13 protein-coding genes are annotated in these 15,433 nt (G+C 63.1%); 10 read left to right on the top strand and 3 right to left on the bottom strand.

The window, feature by feature from the left end; all coding sequences use genetic code 11:
• From ftsW to lpxC, 8 genes are all read left to right on the top strand, one after another.
• Positions 1 to 1,239 (top strand): putative lipid II flippase FtsW, encoded by a 1,239-nt coding sequence (gene ftsW / locus ISS99_RS01985; RefSeq protein WP_204629897.1) that lies wholly within the window; start codon positions 1 to 3, stop codon positions 1,237 to 1,239.
• On the top strand, positions 1,236 to 2,309 hold the full coding sequence (gene murG, locus ISS99_RS01980; protein ID WP_204629896.1) for an undecaprenyldiphospho-muramoylpentapeptide beta-N-acetylglucosaminyltransferase: 1,074 nt from the start codon (positions 1,236 to 1,238) through the stop codon (positions 2,307 to 2,309). Before ftsW ends, murG begins: the two co-directional genes overlap by 4 nt.
• Positions 2,306 to 3,748, top strand: coding sequence for a UDP-N-acetylmuramate--L-alanine ligase (gene murC / locus ISS99_RS01975; protein ID WP_204629895.1), 1,443 nt, complete (start codon positions 2,306 to 2,308; stop codon positions 3,746 to 3,748). Before murG ends, murC begins: the two co-directional genes overlap by 4 nt.
• Positions 3,745 to 4,683: a D-alanine--D-alanine ligase gene (locus ISS99_RS01970; protein WP_204629894.1), complete on the top strand. Its 939-nt coding sequence runs from the start codon at positions 3,745 to 3,747 to the stop codon at positions 4,681 to 4,683. The genes murC and ISS99_RS01970 overlap by 4 nt, the downstream gene beginning before the upstream one ends.
• Positions 4,680 to 5,426 (top strand): cell division protein FtsQ/DivIB, encoded by a 747-nt coding sequence (locus ISS99_RS01965; protein ID WP_204629893.1) that lies wholly within the window; start codon positions 4,680 to 4,682, stop codon positions 5,424 to 5,426. The genes ISS99_RS01970 and ISS99_RS01965 overlap by 4 nt, the downstream gene beginning before the upstream one ends.
• Positions 5,423 to 6,655 (top strand): cell division protein FtsA, encoded by a 1,233-nt coding sequence (gene ftsA / locus ISS99_RS01960; RefSeq protein ID WP_204629892.1) that lies wholly within the window; start codon positions 5,423 to 5,425, stop codon positions 6,653 to 6,655. Before ISS99_RS01965 ends, ftsA begins: the two co-directional genes overlap by 4 nt.
• A gap of 118 nt (positions 6,656 to 6,773) precedes the next feature.
• Complete coding sequence (gene ftsZ, locus ISS99_RS01955) at positions 6,774 to 7,955, top strand: cell division protein FtsZ (protein ID WP_204629891.1); 1,182 nt, start codon at positions 6,774 to 6,776, stop codon at positions 7,953 to 7,955.
• A gap of 474 nt (positions 7,956 to 8,429) precedes the next feature.
• Positions 8,430 to 9,344 carry a UDP-3-O-acyl-N-acetylglucosamine deacetylase gene (lpxC, locus tag ISS99_RS01950; RefSeq protein ID WP_204629890.1) on the top strand — a complete coding sequence of 305 codons (915 nt, stop codon included), beginning with the start codon at positions 8,430 to 8,432 and terminating at the stop codon, positions 9,342 to 9,344.
• Between the two features lie 201 nt (positions 9,345 to 9,545).
• On the opposite strand, the gene ISS99_RS01945 is transcribed toward lpxC, so the two are convergent.
• Positions 9,546 to 10,025, bottom strand: coding sequence for a DciA family protein (locus ISS99_RS01945; protein ID WP_204629889.1), 480 nt, complete (start codon positions 10,023 to 10,025; stop codon positions 9,546 to 9,548).
• Between the two features lie 29 nt (positions 10,026 to 10,054).
• Between ISS99_RS01945 and ISS99_RS01940 the strand changes: the two genes are divergently transcribed.
• Together ISS99_RS01940 and secA are read left to right on the top strand one after the other, a co-directional pair.
• Complete coding sequence (locus tag ISS99_RS01940; protein ID WP_204629887.1) at positions 10,055 to 10,987, top strand: M23 family metallopeptidase; 933 nt, start codon at positions 10,055 to 10,057, stop codon at positions 10,985 to 10,987.
• 190 nt (positions 10,988 to 11,177) lie between these two features.
• Positions 11,178 to 13,901, top strand: coding sequence for a preprotein translocase subunit SecA (gene secA / locus ISS99_RS01935; RefSeq protein WP_204629886.1), 2,724 nt, complete (start codon positions 11,178 to 11,180; stop codon positions 13,899 to 13,901).
• A gap of 207 nt (positions 13,902 to 14,108) precedes the next feature.
• Here the strand turns inward: secA and ISS99_RS01930 are convergent, their stop codons facing one another.
• Positions 14,109 to 14,960 (bottom strand): symmetrical bis(5'-nucleosyl)-tetraphosphatase, encoded by an 852-nt coding sequence (locus ISS99_RS01930; RefSeq protein ID WP_204629883.1) that lies wholly within the window; start codon positions 14,958 to 14,960, stop codon positions 14,109 to 14,111.
• A 57-nt stretch (positions 14,961 to 15,017) separates the two neighbouring features.
• The gene (gene apaG, locus ISS99_RS01925; RefSeq protein WP_204629882.1) at positions 15,018 to 15,401 is read right to left on the bottom strand and encodes a Co2+/Mg2+ efflux protein ApaG; all 384 of its coding nucleotides are present in this window, start codon (positions 15,399 to 15,401) and stop codon (positions 15,018 to 15,020) included.
• Between the last annotated feature and the right edge of the window lie 32 nt (positions 15,402 to 15,433).

Genomic DNA, 15,433 nt, shown 5'->3' with positions numbered 1-15,433 from the left:
ATGTTCGGTTTCGACACAACCCAGGCAAAGCGTCGGCAAGGTCCGCGCGGCAAGTTCGACTTGCCGTTGCTGCTGGCCTTGATCGGTCTTGCCTGTGTCGGTGTCGTGATGGTGACCTCGAGTTCGATCGCGGTGGCCGACGCCCAGCACTTCGGCGAATTCTATTTCCTCAAGCATCACCTGGCGTATCTGGCGCTCGGCGTGGTTGCCGCGGGCGTGGCGATGCGCACCGAATTGAAGGTGGTCGAAAAACACGCCTTCTTCTTGATGCTGGTGGCCTTCATCATGCTGCTGGCGGTGTTCGTGCCGCATCTGGGCATGCGCCTCAACGGTGCGCGGCGCTGGCTCAACCTGGTGGTGACGTCGTTCCAGCCGGTCGAGGCGGTGAAGCTGATTCTGGTGGTGTATATCGCCAGCTATCTGGTGCGCCATCGCGAGAGCATCGAAACGCGCTTCCTGGGGCTGATCAAGCCGATCGCCGTGTCGGGCATCATCGTGCTGCTGCTGCTTGCGCAGCCGGATTTCGGTTCGGCCACCCTGGTGATCGCGGTGACCATCGCGATGGTGTGGCTGGGCGGGTCGCGGCCGATTTTCCTATTCCTGATGGGGCTGCCGTTGATGCCCTTGCTGGCGATTGCTGCGACCAGCGAAAGCTATCGCATGAAGCGCCTGACTACGTTCCTGCACCCGTGGGATCACCCCTTCGACGACGGATTCCAGCTGACCCAGTCGCTGATGGCGATCGGGCGCGGCGAGTGGACCGGCGTGGGGCTCGGCTCCAGTGTGCTGAAGCTGTCCTACCTTCCCGAAGCGCATACCGACTTCATTTTTGCCGTCATCGGCGAAGAGCTGGGCCTGGCGGGCATCGTTACGGTGATGGTGTTGTTCGCGCTGGTGGTGTGGCGCGGGCTGCACGTGGGGCTCAAGGGCGTAGAGATCGGTCAACGTTTTGCCGGCTACATCGCGTTCGGCATCTCGCTGATGATCGGGTTGCAGACCATGGTCTCCATTGGTGTGAATCTCGGTGCGTTGCCGACCAAGGGGTTGACCCTGCCGCTGATCAGCTACGGCGGCTCCTCGATCGTGCTGACCTGCGCAATGGCCGGCGTGTTGTTGCGCGCCACCTTCGAGATCTATCGCGCCATCGATGCGCGACAGATGGCGACGCGCGTTCCGGCTGCAGCCGTGCCTGATGCCAATCCTGCGAATGCGCGCGAGCGCGAGGCGGTGGCAGCATGAGCGCGCAAGCACCCGTGCTGATCATGGCCGGCGGTACCGGTGGCCACATTTTCCCGGGCCTGGCCGTGGCCGAAACGCTGCGTGCGCAAGGCGTGCCGGTGGTATGGCTCGGCGCTGCAGGCGGCATGGAAACCAAGGTGGTTCCCGCGCACGGCATCGAATTGCACACCGTCGCCGTCGGCGGCCTGCGCGGCAAGGGCTGGAAAACACGCGTGACCGCGCCGTTCATGCTGGCGCGCGCGCTGCTTTCGTCCCTCGCCGTACTGAGCAAGCTCAAGCCGCGCAGCGTGTTGTCCATGGGTGGCTACGTGGCGGGGCCGGGCGGCATCGCGGCGCGCTTGCTGCGCCGTCCGTTGTTGGTGCACGAGCAGAACCGAGTGGCAGGTTTCACCAATCGCAAGCTGGCCATGCATGCCAGTCGCGTGATGGCCGGTTTCGCCGACAGCCTGCCCAATGCCGAGTGGGTGGGCAATCCCGTGCGTGGCGCGATCGCGACACTGCCGCCGCCCGCACAGCGCATCGGTGCGCGCGCTGGCAAGCCGCGTTTGCTGGTGCTCGGCGGCAGCCTGGGGGCCCGAGCCTTGAATCTGGCCGTGCCGCAGGCGTTGGCCGAACTGCCGCAGGAGCACAGGCCTGAGGTGCTGCATCAGTGCGGCAATCGCGGCATCGACGAAGCGCGCAAGGCTTATGCCGATGCTGGCGTCGAGGCGCGCATCGTGCCGTTTATCGAAGACATGGCTGGCACCTATGCGTGGGCCGATCTGGCCGTATGCCGTGCCGGTGCCTTGACGCTGGCCGAGCTGACGGCTGCCGGCTTGGGCGCAATGCTGGTGCCGTTTCCGCACGCGGTGGACGACCACCAGACCCGCAATGCCGAGGCGCTGGTCGCCGCAGGCGCGGCCGAATTGATACAGGAGCGAGACCTGGATACGAAAGACCTGGCGCAACGGCTGGATCAGCTGTTGAGCAACCGTCCCACCCTGCTGGCGATGGCCGAAGCCGCGCGCACGCTGGCCAAGCCCGATGCGGCGGCAGACATTGCCCGTGCATGTGTGGAGGTGGCCGCATGACGCCGCGTCGCCTGCTTGCGCACGAAGATTTGATGAGTACCTTCCGTCGCGTGCATTTCATCGGCATCGGCGGTGTCGGCATGAGCGGCATCGCGGAAGTGCTGCACAACCTGGGCTACGCCGTCTCCGGTTCGGACCGCAGCGAGTCGCCGACCGCGCTGCGCTTGCGCGAACTGGGCATCGATGTGCACATCGGCCACGTTGCCGAACACATCGGCGATGCGGACGTCGTGGTCACCTCGAGCGCCATCAAGCTGGACAATCCGGAACTGGTCGCGGCCCGCGAGGCGCGCATTCCGGTGATTCCGCGGGCGGAGATGCTGGGTGAGCTGATGCGCTTCCGCCGCGGTGTCGCCATTGCGGGCACGCACGGCAAGACCACCACCACCAGCCTGGTCGCCAGCGTGCTGGCCGAGGCCAACTACGACCCGACGTTCGTGATCGGCGGGCAGCTCAACGCCGCGGGTGCGAATGCCCGCCTGGGTACCGGTCAATATCTGGTGGCGGAAGCGGACGAATCGGACGGTTCGTTCCTGCTGCTGTCGCCGGTGATCGCCGTGGTCACCAATATCGATGCCGATCACCTGGAGAATTACCAGGGCGATTTCGCGCTGGTGCGCAAGGCATTCAACGATTTTCTGCATCGCCTGCCGTTCTACGGCCTGGCCGTCTTGTGCGTGGACGATCCGGAAGTGGCCGAACTGGCCAAGATCACTGCGCGTCGCGTGATGACCTATGGCATCGATGCCGTGCATGCCGATGTTCGCGCGATCAACGTTGAGCAACGCGGTTTCGAAATGCATTTCGACCTGTTGCTGCCGGGCGTGACGCACCCCATCCCGGTCACGCTCAATTTGCCCGGCCGGCACAACGTGCTCAATGCACTGGCGGCGGCGTCGATCGGTTGGCAGCTGGGCGTGGAAGCCGATGCGATTGCGCATGCGCTTGCCCATTTCCAGGGTGTCGGCCGCCGCTTCCATCGCCGCGGCGAGATCGCGCTGGATCAAGGCAAGGCGATGCTGGTCGACGATTACGGGCATCATCCGCGCGAGCTGGCGGCAGTGTTCGCTGCGGCGCGCGGCGGGTGGCCGGAGCGACGCCTGGTGGTCGGCTTCCAGCCGCACCGCTACAGCCGTACCCGCGATCTGCTGGACGATTTCGCCAATGTGCTGGCCGAAGCCGACGTACTGGTGTTGACCGAGGTCTATCCGGCCGGCGAAGCGCCGATTGCCGGTGCCGACGGCCGCGCGCTGGCGCGTGCGGTGCGCGCGCGCGGCAAGGTCGATCCGGTGTTGATCGGCCATCCGCGTGAATTGAAGGACGCCTTGCCGGCGCTGTTGCGCGACGGCGACCTGCTGCTGTTGCTGGGTGCGGGCGATATCGGTGCCGCGGCGGTGGAACTGGCCCAGCTGGGTCATTTGAGGACGAGCGAGACATGAGCAAGATCCAGGATCCCGCCCAGTTTGGTCGCGTCGCGGTAGCGATGGGGGGCAGCTCGGCCGAACGCGAGGTGTCGCTCGACTCCGGCCGCAACGTGCTGGCGGCCTTGCAGGCGCGCGGCGTCGATGCCCATGCGATCGATGGCATTCCTGCGTTGCTGGATGCGCTGCGCGCCGGCCACTTCGCGCGTGTCTTCAATATTCTGCACGGCCAGCATGGCGGCGGCGAAGATGGCGTGCTGCAAGGGGCGCTCGAGTCGCTGCACGTGCCCTATACCGGTTCGGGCGTGCTTGGTTCCGCGCTGTCGATGGACAAGACGCGCTCCAAGCGCGTGTGGCAATCGCTGGGTTTGCCTACGCCGAAGTTCGTGCCGCTGCCGCGCGGTGCCGACGTGCACGCGGCGGCGCGGGAGATCGGCTTTCCGCTGATCGTGAAGCCGGCCTGCGAAGGATCCAGCGTGGGTGTCACGCGGGTGTTCGAAGAAAAAGATCTGGATGCGGCCGTGGCGCTGGCCGAGAAATATCCCGGCGACCTGCTGATGGAAACGCTGATCGAAGGCGACGAGCTGACCGTGGGCATTCTGGGGCGCCAGGTGCTGCCCAGCATCCTCATCGTGCCGAAAGGTGCGTTTTACGACTACAACGCCAAATATGTCGCCGACGACACACGCTATATCTGCCCAGGCCTGGAAGGCGAGGTCGAAGCATCGCTGCGTGCCCTTTCGCTGGAAGCGTTCGACGCGCTGGGCTGCTACGGCTGGGGCCGCGTCGACGTGATGCGCGATCGCCAGGGCCGCAACTGGTTGCTGGAAGTGAACACTGCGCCAGGCATGACCTCGCACTCGCTGGTGCCCAAGGCCGCGGCGGTTTCCGGCATCGACTATCAGGAACTGTGCTGGCGCGTGCTCGAAACCAGCTTCCGGGGGGATGCATGAGGGGAAGCATTCGCCTCGTTGCCTGGTGCCTGGCCATCGCCCTGGTGGTGATGCCGATCGTGGGCGTGTTGTGCGGCTGGTTCGCCGCCGACCGCTGGCCGGTAACTCAGTTGACGATGCAGGCCGAGTTCAAGCACGTGAGCGCGGAGCAGATCCGCGCCGCCGTGCTGCCGCGCCTGGGCAAAGGCTTCTTCGCATTGAATCTGGATGGCGTGCAGCAATCCGTCGCGGCGCTGCCCTGGGTGGAGTCGGTCGAGGCGAGCAAGCGCTGGCCCGATACCTTGTTGTTGCGCGTGTATGAGCGCCAGCCTTTTGCGCGCTGGAACGGCAACCAGTTGATCAGCCGCGAAGGCAAGGTGTTCACTGTGCCGGATGCGGCCGATTACGGGCAGCTTCCCGATCTGCATGGCCCGGACGACCACCTGGCCGAAGTGGTGAGTTTCTTTGCCGACGCGCAGAAGGCGTTTGCCGGCACCCATCTGAAAATTACCGGCGTGACGTTGACCGAACGCGGCAGCTGGAGCGTGGCGACCGACAGCGGCGCGCAGATCGTGATCGGCGATCGCAACCAGGCCGGCCGCCGGCTGCGCCGTTTCCTCGACGTGTACCCGCAGGTCATTGCCGGTCACGGTCAGGACTTCGTATACGCCGACCTCCGTTACACCAACGGCTTTGCCGTGAAATGGCCGCAAGCGACGGCCGCCCCGACCGCTCCGACAGCCGGAGGCACGCCCCGCACATGAAAGGCAAAAACGAGAAACAACTGGTAGTCGGCCTGGACATCGGCACCTCGAAAGTGGTGGCGATCGTGGGCGAATACGAGCCGGGCGAACCGATCGAAGTGATCGGCATCGGCTCGCACGTATCGCGCGGCATGAAGCGCGGCTCGGTGGTGGATATCGAATCCACCGTGCACTCGATCCAGCGTGCGGTGGAAGAGGCCGAGTTGATGGCCGGCTGCGATATTCGTTCGGTGTATGCCTCCATATCCGGCAGCCACCTGGAAACGCGCAATTCGCATGGTACCGCTGCCATCCGCGACCGCGAAGTGGCGCCGGGCGACCTGGACCAGGTGCTGGAGGCGGCCAGCGCAGTGGCGATACCGGCCGACCGCAAGGTTCTTTATAAGGAGTCGCAGGAGTATCGCATCGACGGCCAGGACGGCATCCGCTCGCCGGTCGGCATGAGCGGCGTGCGCCTGGAGGCGTCGGTGCACCTGGTGACGGGTGCGGCGGCGGCGGTGCAGAACATCAGCAAATGCATCCAGCGCTGCGGCCTTTCGGTGGACGAGCTGGTGCCGTCGGCCGTGGCGAGTGCCAAGTCGGTGTTGACCGACGACGAACGCGAGCTGGGCGTGTGCCTGGTCGATATCGGCGCGGGCACTACCGACATTGCCATCTATACACAGGGTGCGATCCGCTACACCAAGTCGCTGCCGGTAGGCGGCGACCAGGTGACCAACGACATTGCCTACGGCGTACACACGCCGACTGCGCATGCCGAAGAAATCAAGATCAAGTACGCCTGCGCGTTAGCGCAACTGGCGCATGCGGAGGAAACCATCCAGGTGCCCAGCGTGGGCGATCGTCCGCCGCGCCGGCTGGCCCGCCAATCGCTCGCGCAAAGCGTGCAGGCGCGCTACGAGGAAATCTTCGAAATGGTGCAGGACGAGTTGCGCCGCTCCGGCTACGACAGCCTGGTTGCGGCCGGCGTCGTGCTCACCGGCGGCGCCGCCCGCATGGAAGGCGCCCTGGAGCTGGCCGAAGAGATCTTCCACAAGATGGTGCGCATCGGCGTGCCGCAGCATGTGAACGGCTTCGGCGAGGTCATCGCCAATCCGCTGCATTCCACCGGCGTCGGCCTGCTTTTGCATGGCGCTCGTTCGGGCGGCATGCGCGTGAGCGGTTCGGGCGGCGGCAGCGTGGGTGGGCTGGTCGACAAATTGCGCAACTGGATTACCAAGAATTTCTAAAAGATTTTTCGCCGCGCAGGAAGCGTGGCACGGGCGAATGGAGGTTCGCCCACCACCAAGGCAAGGCAGGAGCCGCGCTGCGGTTACAACGACAATGAAACTCTACGGAGGACGGGAAATGTTTGAACTGGTCGAAAAACTCGCACCGAATGCGGTGATCAAAGTCATCGGCGTGGGCGGCGGCGGCGGTAACGCCGTGGCGCACATGCTCAATTCCAATATCGACGGCGTCGACTTCGTCGTCGCCAACACCGATGCGCAGGCGATGAAGGGCTGCGGCGGCCGCATGCACCTGCAACTGGGCGCCAATGTCACCAAGGGCCTGGGTGCCGGCGCCAATCCGGAAGTGGGCCGCCAGGCCGCGCTGGAAGATCGCGAACGCATCGAAGAAATGCTCGAAGGCGCCGACATGGTGTTCATCACCGCCGGCATGGGCGGCGGTACCGGTACGGGTGCGGCCCCGGTCGTCGCACAACTTGCCAAAGAGAAGGGCATCCTGACCGTGGCGGTGGTGACCAAGCCGTTCCCGTTCGAAGGTCGCCGTCGCATGCAGGTGGCGCTGAAGGGTATCGAAGACCTGTCCCAGCACGTGGATTCGTTGATCACGGTACCGAACGAGAAGCTGCTTTCGGTGCTCGGTCGCGAAGTGACCCTGCTCAACGCCTTCAAGGCGGCCAATGATGTGCTGCAGGGTGCGGTGCAAGGCATTGCCGACCTGATCACCAGCCCGGGCCTGATCAACGTCGACTTCGCCGACGTGCGCACGGTGATGAGCGAGATGGGCCTGTCGATGATGGGTTCGGGTACCGCCCGTGGCGACGATCGCGCCCAGGCAGCTGCCGAAGCGGCGATCAACAACCCGCTGCTGGAAGACGTCAACCTCAACGGCGCCTGCGGCATCCTGGTCAACGTGACGGCCGGTCCGAACCTCACCATGCGCGAGTTCGACGAAATCGGCCGCATCATCCACGACTTCGCCAGCGAAGACGCCACGGTGGTGATCGGTACCTCGCTCGATCCGGACATGCAGGACGACGTGCGCGTGACGGTGGTCGCTACCGGCCTGAACCGTGTTGCGGCCCGCCAGCCGATGCGCCCGGTCGCAACCCAGCAGGTGGAGATGCGCCAGCGCCCTCGTCCGATGGTGCTGCGTACCGGTACCGGCAACGAGGTGGTGGACTACGCGCAGCCGGAAGTGGTGGCGAGCAATCCGCGGGGCGGCGACAGCCAGGCCAAGAGCGCCGATCCCAGCTTCGATTACCTGGACATCCCGGCTTTCCTGCGCCGCCAAGCAGATTAATGCGTAAAGAAATGTGAATGCGATGAACTAACGACGTATTAACTTGTCTGAGTTCCCTGTGCCGGACGAGGAGGGGTATCCTCCCTGTCCGCTGCCTGGCCGTCGCCGGCTAGCCGGATGTGCGGCAAGGGGACATCGCTATGTCGACTGACTTCGCTTTCGTGCGTTTGACTGCGATAGACGGTGCGGCCTAAGGATGGCGCACGATTGGCCAGTGTGGTGTGTATGCCGCCCTGCCGGTCCAGAATCCCGTTGCCGGATCTTCCCGTCCCCGGCACGGGATTTTGTGTCGTATCGCAAGTACTTGATCTACCTGTAGTGCTTGCTGCGTCTTAATGCGAATGAATCGCATTTGATGATGAAAGGAAAATGAAGGATTGACCGGACGGTTCGGTATGGTCTGTTTTTCCGCAGGTTAAGACTGTGTTAGCATCCTGGCTCGAATTGGCTGCTGCCCCTACAGGTACCCAATAAATGATCAAGCAGCGTACGCTTAAAAACATCATCCGTGCCACCGGCGTCGGTCTGCATACCGGCGACAAGGTCTATATGACGTTGCGTCCGGCCGCACCGAACACCGGCATCGTTTTTCGCCGCACGGATCTCAATCCGCCGGTCGATATCCATGCACGTCCCGATCACGTAGGTGACACTCGTTTGTCCACCACGTTGGTAAATGGTGACGTTCGTGTTTCGACGGTGGAACACTTGCTCTCCGCCATGGCCGGCCTGGGCATCGACAATGCTTATGTCGATCTGTCCGCGCCCGAGGTGCCGATCATGGACGGCAGCGCCGGCCCGTTCGTATTCCTGCTGCAGTCGGCGGGTATCGAAGAGCAGTCGGTGGCCAAGCGCTTCATCCGCATCAAAAAGCCGGTGAAGGTGCAGGAAGGCGATAAATGGGCCAGTTTTGAGCCGTTTGAAGGCTTCAAGGTCGGCTTCTCGATCGAGTTCAATCACCCGATCATCTCCAAGCGCACCTCGCGCGCCGAGATCGACTTCTCCACCACGTCCTTCGTCAAAGAAGTGAGTCGCGCGCGTACCTTCGGTTTCATGCGCGACATCGAGATGCTGCGCGAACACAACCTCGCGCTCGGCGGCTCGATGGACAACGCCGTGGTGCTCGACGACTACCGCGTGCTCAACGAAGACGGTCTTCGCTACGAAGACGAATTCGTCAAGCACAAGATCCTCGATGCGATCGGCGACCTGTATCTGCTTGGGCACAGCCTGATCGGCGCGTATTACGCACACAAGTCCGGTCACGAGTTGAACAACAAGCTATTGCGGGCCTTGATGGCCGACGCTACCGCCTGGGAAGAGGTCAGCTATCAGGACGATCCGGCCACCGCTCCGATCTCCTACGCGCATCCCGCCCAGGCCATCTGAAAACCTGTTCGGCGGCTGAAAGCCGGGCCTCCTGAGGTCCGGCTTTTTCATTTTGTGATGTGGATCACAATTTTCGCCTACCTATCTTCACGCGATCGAGACGGGTCCTAAAGACCTGGGTGGGGCTGTGCGTGGTATAAATCCGGCTTCCCGTTTCGGGCCGGCCATCCATCGGCGGGTCTCTAGGACAAACGCTTCAGCTCAGGGCGTTCCGCCGGGATTGGACTTCGCAGGTTCGGCGACGGACGCCAGTTCCAGAAATAGGGCCCGCAATTCGGGATCCTTGATCGATTTCGCGGCCGTCTTCAAGTGAAGCGCTGCCGCGGCAGAAAGCGGTTTTAACTGCTCCGGCTGGGGATCGGGCGGAGGAAGGGGGGCCACTTTCACGGTAACTGAGCCGGCATTCGCGCCTATGGCGCGTGCGGTGGCGAGGATCTGCGTCTGTTGCATGCGCAGCCGGGCCGCCCAGGCAGGCGAGGAAGCCAGGAATACGAGACGGTCGTCGCGGAAGTTGGCAAATCTGACCTGCTCGCGCAGGGGCGACGACAACGTCTGGCGTAGTGCGCGGTCCAAGGCTTCCAGCCTGCTGGCCTTTTTGGCCAGTGCTGCAACCGGGCTGACATCGGTGATGGACTGCGGTCCATGGCCGGTGCGCTGGGGGGCTGGAACGTCGCGCTGCATCGGTAAATAACTTAAGAACTGGTCATGACATGCAAATCATACTCGTCTCACGCGCAGGGAAGGTTCCAAAAACACTGGACCTGGCCAACCAGAAGCTTCGCTGGCGTGTTTGGGGTATGGCTGCAGGGGTAGTGCTGGCCGTGGCGGGCATCGGAGCAGGCGTGGCGCTGGCGGTGGCCAGCCCTCGCGACAGAGCCCTGGCCGAGATCGATGCCCTCCATACGCAGGTCAGGCAGCAGGACAAGCAGCTGGGGGATCTGCGTGAAGACGCCCATCGGCAGCTTGACGCCCTCGCGATCAAGCTGGGGCAGCTGCAGGCACAGGCCACGCGCCTGAACGCCCTGGGCGAGCGTCTGGCCCAGGTTGGCAAGCTCGACAATGGCGAGTTCAATTTCGACCAGCCGCCACCGGTCGGTGGCGTGGAAGTGAGCAACGGCAGCAGCGCTTATGCCTTGCCGCAGACGCTGGATGCCAGCATCGACCAATTGGCGACCCAGTTCGATACCCAGCAAGCACAACTCGGCGCCATGCAGAGCCTGTTGATGAATGCGCGCATCGATTCGGATCTCAAGCCGACCGGCATGCCGGCGGACGGTTACATATCCTCTTACTTCGGCGTGCGCGCCGATCCCTTTGACGGCAAGGCTGCACGCCATACCGGTCTGGACATTGCCGTGCCCTACGGCAGCGCCGTGCACACGGTCGCCGAGGGCATGGTCACCTATGCCGGGGTTCGCAACGGCTACGGCAACGTGGTGGAGATCGATCACGGCAATGGCTACATGACCCGCTATGCCCACAACAGCAAATTGCTGGTCCACCCGGGCGAGCACGTACGGGTTGGCGACGAGATCGCCCAAGCCGGTTCTTCGGGGCGGTCCACCGGGTCTCACGTCCATTTCGAGGTCTGGTACAACGGCCGAGTGGTCAATCCGCTGGCGTATGTGAAGAACCATCGCTGAGCGGGTGCCTGCCTGCACCCTTGAAAGCGCAGCCTCCTACCGCCACCCCTTGGCGAGCGGTAAGGATGAGGCCAGGCGATTCGCACGTTCCCGCGTTTGGGATACCTGCGCGACCCTAGTATCATCAAACCTTTGTCCGTCCGGGTCGCCCCCGAATGGACCCCCTTCAGTTTCCTGATCCGGAAGATCGATGCTCAATCGTGCCCTGACGAGCCTTTTTGGCAGCCGTAACGAACGCGTGCTACGCCAGCTATCCAAGACCGTCGCGCGCATCAACGCGCTTGAACCGGAGATGGAGAAGCTTGGCGACGAGGCGCTGCGCGACAAGACTGCCGAGTTCAAACAGCGCATTGCCAATGGCGAAACGCTGGACAAGATCCTGCCTGAAGCGTTTGCCGTGGTGCGCGAAGGCGCCAAGCGCGTGCTTGGCATGCGCCATTACGACGTGCAGCTGATCGGTGGCATGGTGCTGCACCAGGGCAAGATTGCCGAAATGCGCACCGGCGAAGGTAAGACCCTGGTGGGAACCGCCCCGGTCTACCTCAATGCCCTGCAAGGCAAGGGCACCCACGTGGTGACGGTCAACGATTACCTGGCCAAGCGCGACGCCGCCCAGATGGGCAAGCTGTACAACTTCCTTGGCATGAGCGTAGGCGTGGTGTATCCGGGCATGGATCACGCCGACAAGTTCGCCGCTTACGCCGCGGACATCACCTACGGCACCAATAACGAATTCGGCTTCGACTATCTGCGCGACAACATGGCGCTGTCCAAGGATCAGCGCTGCCAGCGCGGCCTGCACTACGCCATCGTCGACGAAGTGGACTCGATCCTGATCGACGAGGCGCGTACGCCGCTGATCATTTCCGGTCCGGCCGAGGATTCGCCCCAGCTCTATATCGCCGTGAACAAGATCGTGCCGCGCATGACGCGGCAGGAAGCCGAAGACGGCGCCGGCGACTATTGGGTCGACGAGAAGCAGAAGCAGGTGCATCTGTCCGAAGAGGGCATGCAGCACGCGGAAGAACTGCTGCAGCAGGCCAAGGTGCTGGACGAGGACAGCAGCCTTTACGACGCGCGCAACCTCGCCATCGTGCACCATCTCAACGCGGCGCTGCGCGCCAATGCGATCTATCAGCGCGACGTCGACTACATCGTGCGCGACGGCGAAGTGATCATCGTCGACGAGTTCACCGGCCGCACCCTGGCGGGCCGCCGCTGGTCGGACGGCCTGCATCAGGCCGTGGAAGCGAAAGAAGGCGTGCCGATCCAGCGCGAGAACCAGACGCTGGCCACGGTGACCTTCCAGAACCTGTTCCGCATGTACAAGAAGCTGGCCGGCATGACCGGTACGGCCGACACGGAAGCCTACGAGTTCCAGACCATCTATGGCCTGGAAGTGGTGGTGATTCCCACCCACAAGCCGATGATCCGCAAGGACAATTCGGACATGGTGTTCCTCAGCCAGGAAGTGAAGTACAAGGCGGTGATCGAGGACATCAGGGATTGCCACAAGCGCGGCCAGCCGGTGCTGGTGGGTACGGCATCCATCGACGTATCCGAGCTGCTGTCCAATCTGCTGCGCAACGAGAAAATCCCGCACGAAGTGCTCAACGCCAAGCAGCACGAGCGCGAAGCGCACATCGTGGCGCAGGCCGGCATTCCAGGCGCGGTGACCATTGCCACCAACATGGCCGGCCGCGGTACCGACATCGTGCTTGGCGGCAGCCTCGAAGCCGCCTTGGCCACGCTGCCGGAGGATGCCTCCGAAACCGATCGTGCGCGCATCAAGGCGGATTGGAAGAAGCTCCACGAACAAGTGCTGGCTGCCGGCGGCCTGCACATCGTTGGTACCGAGCGCCACGAATCCCGCCGCATCGACAATCAGCTGCGTGGCCGTTCGGGCCGCCAGGGCGACCCCGGTTCGTCTCGCTTCTACCTGTCGCTGCAGGACAACCTGCTGCGCATCTTCGGCGGCGAAGGCCTGGTGCGCTGGATGAAGCGCTTCGGCATGAAGGAAGACGAGGCGCTGGAAGATCGCATGATCAGCCGCCAGATCGAAAAGGCGCAGCGCAAGGTCGAACAGCACAACTTCGATATCCGCAAAAACCTGCTCGAATACGACGACGTTGCCAACGATCAGCGCAAGGTTATCTATCGCCAGCGCGATGAACTGCTGGAAGAAGACGACGTGTCCGCCACCGTCACCGACATTCGCGACGACGTGGTCGAAAACGTCGTGCGTCGGCACGTGCCTGCCGACAGTATCGATGAGCAATGGGATGTCGCCGGCCTCGAGCGCGAGCTGGAGAGCGACTTCGGCATGTCCGTCGATCTCAAGCACTGGCTGGAACAGCAATCCGAAGCGGACGCCGAGATCGTGCTCGGACACGTGCGTACGTTGGTTAGCGACCTGTTCCAGGGCAAGGAAAAGCAGATCGGCCCTGAAACCATGCGTCAGCTTGAAAAGCACATCATGCTGAGCGTGGTGGACAATGCCTGGAAGGAACATCTTTCGAGCATGGATTACATGCGCCAGGGCATCTATCTGCGCGGTTATGCACAGCAGGATCCCAAGCAGGCGTTCAAGCAGGAATCCTTCGAGTTGTTCTCGCAGATGCTGGGGCGGATCAAGACCGAAGTGACCCAGATGCTGGCGCGCATCCGTATCCGCAGCGAGGAAGAAGTCGCTGCGATGGAGGCCGAACAACAGCGCATGGCCGAGCGCATGCAGCGCCAGATGCTGGCCAGCGGTGGCGGTGCACCCGCTGGCGGTGCGCTGGGCATCGAGACGCCGGCACAGCAGGTTGCGCCGGCAGAGCCGGCAATATCCGGCCCGAAAGTCGGGCGCAACGACCCATGCCCCTGCGGTTCGGGCAAAAAATACAAGCACTGCCACGGTCAACTCAGCTGACCGTGTTCCGCCCTTGAGCGAGTTGTCGCGTAGGTTGGGTTAGCAACGCGTAACCCAACTGTTTGGGAGTGAGTAGAAAGAGAAGAGGGCAATGAGAAAGAGTCAAGGCGCTGCCTTGCCGTTCTCAATGCCCACTTTTGCTTACCCATTTGGGGGGGCGTCAGGTTACGCTGTCCTAACCCAGCATGCAGCGGGTCCGCACCGAATTCAGTCGCCGCCACCAGCCGGGCGCTTGCGATGCGGCTCGGCATTCACGGTGAAATAGTGCGGTTCTTCGCCGTCCAATTGCAGCGCGGTAAGCTTGCCGCCCCAGACGCAGCCCGTATCGATGCCGTAGATGCCCAGGCCGGCGAAGCGATCCAGTGCGGACCAGTGACCGCATACGATGCGCACATCGCGCCGGCGCATGCCGGGGACTTCGAACCAGGGATACATGCCGGGTTTCTGCGTCCCGGGAGCGCCTTTGCTTTCGAAGTCGATGCGGCCGTTGACGTCGCAGAAACGCATGCGGGTCAACGTATTGATCGATGCGCGCATGCGCTCGATGCCTTGCAGGCGGCTGGACCAGGCCGCGGGTCGATTGCCGAACAGATTTTTCAGCAGCCGCGGATGACGCGGACTGGAAAGTTCGCGCTCGATTTCTTGTGCGCAACGTTGCGCCTGCTTGAGCGTCCAGGTAGGTGCGAGGCCGGCGTGCACCATCGTCCAGCCCAGGGCTTCGTCGTGATGCAGCAGCCTTTGGCTGCGCAGCCATTCAAACAGCACGGGCGCATCTTCGGCGAACAATACTTCGCGAAGCTCGGGGTTCACGCGTGCCTGGGCATCTTCCTTGCGCAGGGCGATAGCGAGCAGGCTCAGATCGTGATTGCCGAGCGTAATGACGGCGCTGTCGCGCAGCGAGTGCACCAGGCGCAAGGTTTCCAGCGACTGTCCGCCGCGATTGACCAGGTCGCCGCAAAACCACAGCCGGTCCTGCGCCGGATCGAAACGCAGTTTTTCCAGCAGTCGCTGCAGTTCCGGATAGCAGCCCTGGACATCGCCGATCGCGTAAGTCGCCATCAGCGCATTGTCTCAATCGTCTGCTGCGCGCCGTCCATCATCGGTTGCCTTCTCCTGTTAATGCAGTGTGCGCGGGATGGACAAGGTAAATGCTGGAATGGGCGCTTCGAAGCGCGTGCCATCATCGGCCACCATCTGATAACTGCCCTGCATCGTGCCCACTGCGGTTTCCAGCACGGCACCGGAGGTGTATTCGTAATCGTCGCCGGGGCGCATCCACGGCTGCTCGCCGACGACGCCTTCACCGTGAACTTCCTCAATCTTGCCATTGGCATCCGTGATCACCCAGTGACGGGTGAGCAGACGGGCGGAGATGCCGCCGATGTTGTGCAGCCGGATCGTATACGCGAACACGTAGCGATTTTCGTCAGGCACGGACTGATCGGGCACGAAGCGGGTCTGAACCTGCACGTCGATCGAGTAGGGGGTTTTCTCGTTCATGGGCGCATTGTAAGGGCTAAGCATGCCCTTGG

This window comes from Dyella mobilis (assembly GCF_016904945.1).
Lineage (GTDB): Bacteria > Pseudomonadota > Gammaproteobacteria > Xanthomonadales > Rhodanobacteraceae > Dyella_B > Dyella_B mobilis.
Note: the sequence above shows the minus strand (reverse complement) of the source record. Positions and strands in the feature narration are given on the sequence as shown.

Bases quoted from the DNA above. Each gene is read 5' to 3' on its own strand.
- ftsW (WP_204629897.1), top strand. From the start codon at position 1: ATGTTCGGTTTCGACACAACCCAGGCAAAGCGTCGGCAAGGTCCGCGC.
- murG (WP_204629896.1), top strand. From the start codon at position 1,236: ATGAGCGCGCAAGCACCCGTGCTGATCATGGCCGGCGGTACCGGTGGC.
- murC (WP_204629895.1), top strand. From the start codon at position 2,306: ATGACGCCGCGTCGCCTGCTTGCGCACGAAGATTTGATGAGTACCTTC.
- ISS99_RS01970 (WP_204629894.1), top strand. From the start codon at position 3,745: ATGAGCAAGATCCAGGATCCCGCCCAGTTTGGTCGCGTCGCGGTAGCG.
- ISS99_RS01965 (WP_204629893.1), top strand. From the start codon at position 4,680: ATGAGGGGAAGCATTCGCCTCGTTGCCTGGTGCCTGGCCATCGCCCTG.
- ftsA (WP_204629892.1), top strand. From the start codon at position 5,423: ATGAAAGGCAAAAACGAGAAACAACTGGTAGTCGGCCTGGACATCGGC.
- ftsZ (WP_204629891.1), top strand. From the start codon at position 6,774: ATGTTTGAACTGGTCGAAAAACTCGCACCGAATGCGGTGATCAAAGTC.
- lpxC (WP_204629890.1), top strand. From the start codon at position 8,430: ATGATCAAGCAGCGTACGCTTAAAAACATCATCCGTGCCACCGGCGTC.
- ISS99_RS01945 (WP_204629889.1), bottom strand. From the start codon at position 10,025: ATGCAGCGCGACGTTCCAGCCCCCCAGCGCACCGGCCATGGACCGCAG.
- ISS99_RS01940 (WP_204629887.1), top strand. From the start codon at position 10,055: ATGCAAATCATACTCGTCTCACGCGCAGGGAAGGTTCCAAAAACACTG.
- secA (WP_204629886.1), top strand. From the start codon at position 11,178: ATGCTCAATCGTGCCCTGACGAGCCTTTTTGGCAGCCGTAACGAACGC.
- ISS99_RS01930 (WP_204629883.1), bottom strand. From the start codon at position 14,960: ATGGCGACTTACGCGATCGGCGATGTCCAGGGCTGCTATCCGGAACTG.
- apaG (WP_204629882.1), bottom strand. From the start codon at position 15,401: ATGAACGAGAAAACCCCCTACTCGATCGACGTGCAGGTTCAGACCCGC.